Genomic DNA, 5,763 nt, shown 5'->3' on the forward strand with positions numbered 1-5,763 from the left:
GGAATGGCTGAGTAACAAAAATTAAATATATTTGATATTAGTTTATCAAACTTAAGTTAAATTGAACTGAAATTTAAGATACATGAAATTTTTTTTTCATAGTAGCAAAAATAGGTTAACCTGAAAATATAGCTTGAGAATATATAAAAGAATAGATAAGGTCTAGCAAAAAAGCTATGAATGTTAATCATCAATGCTGAATTATCAAGCATTGTGAGGAGGATAATTATGTCAGAAAAAGTCGCTTCAAATGTCAGGAACATTGCTATTGTCGGTCCCTATTTAAGTGGAAAAACAACACTACTAGAAAGTCTATTATCAACCACAGGAGCAATATCCCGTAAAGGCAGTGTCAAAGATGGTAACACTATTGGCGATGCTAGTGCAGAAGCTCGCGATCGCTCCATGACAGTAGAAATAAATGCCGCTAGTACCGAGTACGGCGGCATTCATTTTTCCTTTCTAGACTGCTCCGGTTCCATAGAATTTGCCCAAGAAACCAATAACGCCCTCATCGGAGCAGGTGCAGCAATAGTCGTGTGCGAACCAGACCCAGCTCGCGTTCTCACCCTCGCCCCACTATTAAAATTTCTGGATGACTGGGAAATTCCCCATATAGTCTTCATCAACAAAATGGATCGAGTATCCACAGACGAAAACGACTGCAAATCTAACTTTGGCAAAGTATTAGAAGCACTCAAAACTGTCTCCAACCGCCCCATCGTCCCTCATCAATACCCCATTGCCAAAAATAATGAACTGATTGGATTTATTGACTTAGTAACCGAACAAGCTTATCATTATCATCCAGGAGCGCCATCAGATCCGGTAGAAATTCCTGAATCTCTGAAAGCAGAAGAACACGCTGCTAGAGAAGAAATGTTGGAAGAGTTAGCTAATTTTGACGATCATTTATTAGAAGAGTTAGTCGAAAATATTGAACCGCCCCAAGAAGAAATAGTTGCTGACCTAAAAATGGAGTTGAGTGCAGATTTAATTGTACCTGTATTTGTAGGAGTGGCAGAAAAAGATTCTGGCGTGCGTTCTCTCCTAGATGCTCTAGTGCGAGAAACTCCTGCACCAGTAGAAACGGCAAAACGTCGAGGTTTAAAATCAAATTCTGAAACACCTATTGCTCAAGTCTTGAAAACCTATTACACTCCTCAAGGTGGTAAACTCTCTTTAGTTCGGGTATGGCAAGGAGAAATTGCTGATGGTATGACTTTAAATGGAGTTCGCATCGGTGGAATGTATCGGTTGATGGGTCAACAAACAGAAAGTTTACAGTCAGCTAAAACTGGAGAAATAGTTGCCCTCAGTCGGATGGAAGGTATCCAAACAGGTGACACTTTAACTACAGATGCAGACCTGAAAACTAAGTTGCCTAAAGCAGAAGTATTGCCTCCTGTTTTTGCTATGGCGATCGCTCCTGAAGACCGGAAAGATGAAGTAAAAATGAGCAGCGCTTTAACAAAGTTGCTGGAAGAAGACCCCGCATTAATGTGGGAACAACATGGTGATACTCACGAAGTCATCTTTTGGGGTCAAGGAGAAATTCATCTACAAGTAAGTTTAGACCGTTTGCGCCGGAAATATAATGTTTCGATGAAAACTCACTTACCCCAAGTTCCCTATAAAGAAACTATTCGGAAAAATACTACTTCTCACGGTCGTTATAAACATCAAAGTGGCGGTCATGGTCAGTTTGGGGATGTGTATTTAGATATTCAACCTTTGCCACGGGGGTCAGGTTTTAATTTTAGTGAAACTATTGTTGGTGGAGTGGTGCCGAAACAATATATTCCTGGTGTGGAAACAGGAGTACGGGAATATCTCGAACATGGTCCTCTTGGTTTTCCGGTGGTAGATGTAGGGGTGACATTGACGAATGGTTCGTATCATTCGGTGGATAGTTCGGAGCAAGCATTCAAGCAAGCAGCACGGGTAGCAATGCAGCAGGGAATGAGTGACTGCCAACCAGTTTTGTTGGAACCTATTGCTTTAGTAGATATTTTTGCACCCACTGAGTTTACCTCAAAAGTTTTGCAGTTAATAAGTATCCGTCGCGGTCAGATATTGGGTTATGAAGGTATGACTGACTGGAAAGCTTGGGATAAGACTTCTGCTTATTTAGCTTTTTCAGAAATGCAAGATTTAATTGTGGAGTTGCGATCGCAAACAATGGGAGTCGGTTGTTTTAATTGGCAGTTCGATCATTTACAAGAAATGCCAGATAAATTAGCTGAAAAAGTCTTGACAAAGAATAGTAATACGAATGGTAATGGTAATGGTCATCGTTAAACTGTTTCCATNGCTTGGGATAAGACTTCTGCTTATTTAGCTTTTTCAGAAATGCAAGATTTAATTGTGGAGTTGCGATCGCAAACAATGGGAGTCGGTTGTTTTAATTGGCAGTTCGATCATTTACAAGAAATGCCAGATAAATTAGCTGAAAAAGTCTTGACAAAGAATAGTAATACGAATGGTAATGGTAATGGTCATCGTTAAACTGTTTCCATCGGTAACTCAATACTAAAATAGCTTGATTATTCAAAATAATTAACCGGACTTAATATTAGTTATAGTCCGGTTAGTTAGTTATTTGAAAAGTCAAATTTAATTGATGCCCTGAGAATTTTTACTGAGATAAATAGCAAAGTGCTTTGAGTTTTAAAATAGCTAGATAAAAATATTGCTGTTTCATAAATAATTTTTCATATAGCGCTACGCGCTAGGGAATAGGGAATAGGGAATAGGGAATAGGGAATAGGGAATAGGGAATAGTAAACTGTCAAAGGATTTTCCTACGGAATGCTGCGCAAACAGGATTTATAAATGTCCTAATCTTTGCTTCGACTGCTATAATAGATATCAAAAACTTCTGTAAATATAAAAATCTGGTTTTTCTCAGCAATTTTGAGTTAATAAATAGAAAACTTTTGCAAGTATATAGATTGTAAAATTTTGTTTCATTTCCAATAATTAGGGTTGTCCTCAATCCATAAAGGGGTTAGCATACATAATGCTTCATAAATAAGAGGAGTCGGAATTCCGATTAGGAATTAAATCTACGAATTACAATATGTCTAAGACTTATACTGTTGAAATCCACCACCAAGGACAAACTCACACGATAGAAGTGCCAGAGGATAGGAAAATTCTAGAGGTTGCTGAGGAGGCTAAACTGGAGTTGCCTAACTCATGCAATGCTGGTGTTTGTACTACTTGTGCAGCTCAGATTATTGGAGAGGGTACTGTAGAGCAAAGTGATGGTATGGGAGTTGGTCCAGAACTCCAAGATGAAGGTTATGTTTTATTATGTGTTGCTTATCCTCGGTCTAATTTAAAGATAGAAACTGGAAAGGAAGATGAGGTTTACACACGTCAATTTCCTTCTGCATAAATAGAAGGAAGGCACGACAAGAATTTTTAACACGGATATACGGATAAGAAAAGTGCAAAAAGCTAATCAATAAATATAATATTTATACTTGATTATTCCTTAGTCAGTATCCTTGTTATCTGGAAAAATTTTCTTTTGATTAAACAGTTAAGTATGCTATAGCAATCCTATTTTAGTTGTAATATTTTGGTGGTAGGGGCGTTTTCCTGACGGAATGCTCCGCAAACATGTCGCGCAGCGAAACGGCCGTTAGCTTCGCATAACTATCGTTAACGCCCGTACAGGAGTCACGAGTCAGGAGTCAGAATTTTCAAAGCGTTCAGTTTAAATTAGCTATTATAAAACTTATCACAACCTATTTAGGATTGCTATATGTATTTTATGGCTGTTAGCTAAAGATAAGCAAGTATGAACTAATTAATTATATAATTGCTATGAGCAAAAAATAAGGTCTCAAGCTTCTCCTTTTAAGGGGATAAAAAAATAAACTTCAGTATTTTAAGCCTCTGACTTCAGGGGTCGGTACTGATAACTAATAACTGATCAATAATAACTAATAACTGAAATGACTACTCATTTTATTGACGCTGAAATTGACCTGCAAGAATCACCAGCAAAACTCAATCAAGAAATTGAAAAAGAGTTGGAAAAACGCGGAACTCCTCTACGTTGGGCAGTGACAAAAGTAGATACAGAAAAACAAAAAGCTCATGTAGAAGCTGTAGTAATTGAGGAAAAAAAATTAACAACTAATTCCTAAAAAGAGGGAATAGGGAATAGGGAATAGGGAATAGTGAGGAGTAAATGTCAATAACCTCCCATTCTTATGATGGAAAAAATAAAATTCAGTATTTCAAGCCTTATGCTTCAGGGGTCGGTACTGATAACTGTTAACCCAGTTCCTCCGATAGGAGCCTAACTGTTAACGTAGCTCCTCCAACAGGAGGCTAACTGAAANAATTGAGGAAAAAAAATTAACAACTAATTCCTAAAAAGAGGGAATAGGGAATAGGGAATAGGGAATAGAGAGGAGTAAATGTCAATAACCTCCCATTCTTATGATGGAAAAAATAAAATTCAGTATTTCAAGCCTTATGCTTCAGGGGTCGGTACTGATAACTGTTAACCCAGTTCCTCCGATAGGAGCCTAACTGTTAACGTAGCTCCTCCAACAGGAGGCTAACTGAAATGAAACCTTATACAGTAGTCTTAATTATTCCCACTGGTATCGGTGCATCTATTGGCGGTTATGCTGGTGATGCTTTGCCAGTAGCACGGGCGATCGCTCAAACCTGCGATACTCTGATAACTCACCCTAATGTTCTAAATGGGGCACAACTCTATTGGCCATTACCTAATGCTCTATATGTAGAAGGGTATGCCCTTGACAAATTTGCTCAAGGATGGTACGGATTACAACCAGTACATCAAAACCGAGTAGGTTTAATCCTTGACCAGGCCATTGAGCCAGAATTACAACTGCGCCATTTACAAGCTGCCGATGCTACGAGAGCAACTTTAGGTCTAAATTTGACAGATTACATTGTGACTGACTCCCCATTAGGAGTAGAACTACGACAGTCTGAGTCTGGCGCATCTTGGGGCACAATAGCTAATCCTGATAGCTTGCTACGAGCAGCACATACCCTAATCCACAAAGCAAAGGCAGAGGCGATCGCTGTTGTTGCCAGATTTCCCGATGATGAAGGTAGTACAGCATTACAAGAATATCGTCATGGTCAAGGAGTTGACCCCCTGGCAGGAGCAGAGGCAGTTATTAGTCATTTAATTGTCAAAACTTTTCAAATTCCCTGCGCCCATGCTCCTGCTTTGTTGCCTCTACCCCTAGACCCTAACTTATCACCTCGGTCTGCTGCTGAAGAAATTGGTTATACATTTTTGCCTTGTGTTTTGGTTGGTTTGAGTCGTGCGCCACAGTTAGTGACATTAAAAGAGGGTTTGCCAGTTCCTAATAGTATCTGGGCAGAACAAGTTGATGCGGTAGTTGTACCTGCCACAGCTTTTGGAGGTAGTGGGGTGATGAGTTTCAGTCAAACTAAAGCACAAATTATTGCGGTGAGAGAAAATAAAACCCAGATGGAGGTATCACCTGAAAAGTTAGGTATCAAGACGTTGGAGGTAAATTCATATTTAGAAGCGTTGGGGGTTTTGGTTGCTCATAGGGCAGGTATTAGTCCAGAGGCTTTAAAACCAGAAATATTATCAATTGCCAAAATATAGTAATAGCTATAGCCATAGCAGTTTCTCTTGCTTCATTTCCCCTTTTTTTTATACCAAAATAGTAATAGCTATAGCCATAGCAGTTTCTCTTGCTTCATTTCCCCTTTTTTTTATACCAA

General features: G+C 38.9%; 4 protein-coding genes and 1 pseudogene. All 5 read left to right on the top strand.

The features are described 5' to 3' along the window. Nucleotides 1-228: 228 nt before the first annotated feature. The 5 genes and pseudogenes from AFK68_RS13685 (at nucleotide 229) to AFK68_RS13705 (ending at nucleotide 5,644) form a co-directional block, all read left to right on the top strand. Nucleotides 229-2,301: an elongation factor G gene (locus AFK68_RS13685; RefSeq protein WP_094673283.1), complete on the top strand. Its 2,073-nt coding sequence runs from the start codon at nucleotides 229-231 to the stop codon at nucleotides 2,299-2,301. Between the two features lie 12 nt (nucleotides 2,302-2,313). Beyond that, a pseudogene (locus AFK68_RS45100) lies at nucleotides 2,314-2,508 on the top strand (hypothetical protein); the annotation flags it as partial. Between the two features lie 574 nt (nucleotides 2,509-3,082). After that, a complete protein-coding gene (locus tag AFK68_RS13695) occupies nucleotides 3,083-3,403 on the top strand; it encodes a 2Fe-2S iron-sulfur cluster-binding protein (RefSeq protein WP_094673285.1) in 321 nt (106 codons plus the stop codon). Nucleotides 3,404-3,968: 565 nt separating this feature from the next. Next, the gene (locus tag AFK68_RS13700; protein WP_094671668.1) at nucleotides 3,969-4,163 is read left to right on the top strand and encodes a hypothetical protein; all 195 of its coding nucleotides are present in this window, start codon (nucleotides 3,969-3,971) and stop codon (nucleotides 4,161-4,163) included. A 428-nt stretch (nucleotides 4,164-4,591) separates the two neighbouring features. Then, nucleotides 4,592-5,644, top strand: a complete 1,053-nt coding sequence (locus AFK68_RS13705; RefSeq protein ID WP_094671667.1) for a DUF3326 domain-containing protein — start codon at nucleotides 4,592-4,594, stop codon at nucleotides 5,642-5,644. Nucleotides 5,645-5,763 lie beyond the last annotated feature (119 nt).

This window comes from Hydrocoleum sp. CS-953, assembly GCF_002260545.1.
GTDB lineage: Bacteria > Cyanobacteriota > Cyanobacteriia > Cyanobacteriales > Microcoleaceae > Trichodesmium.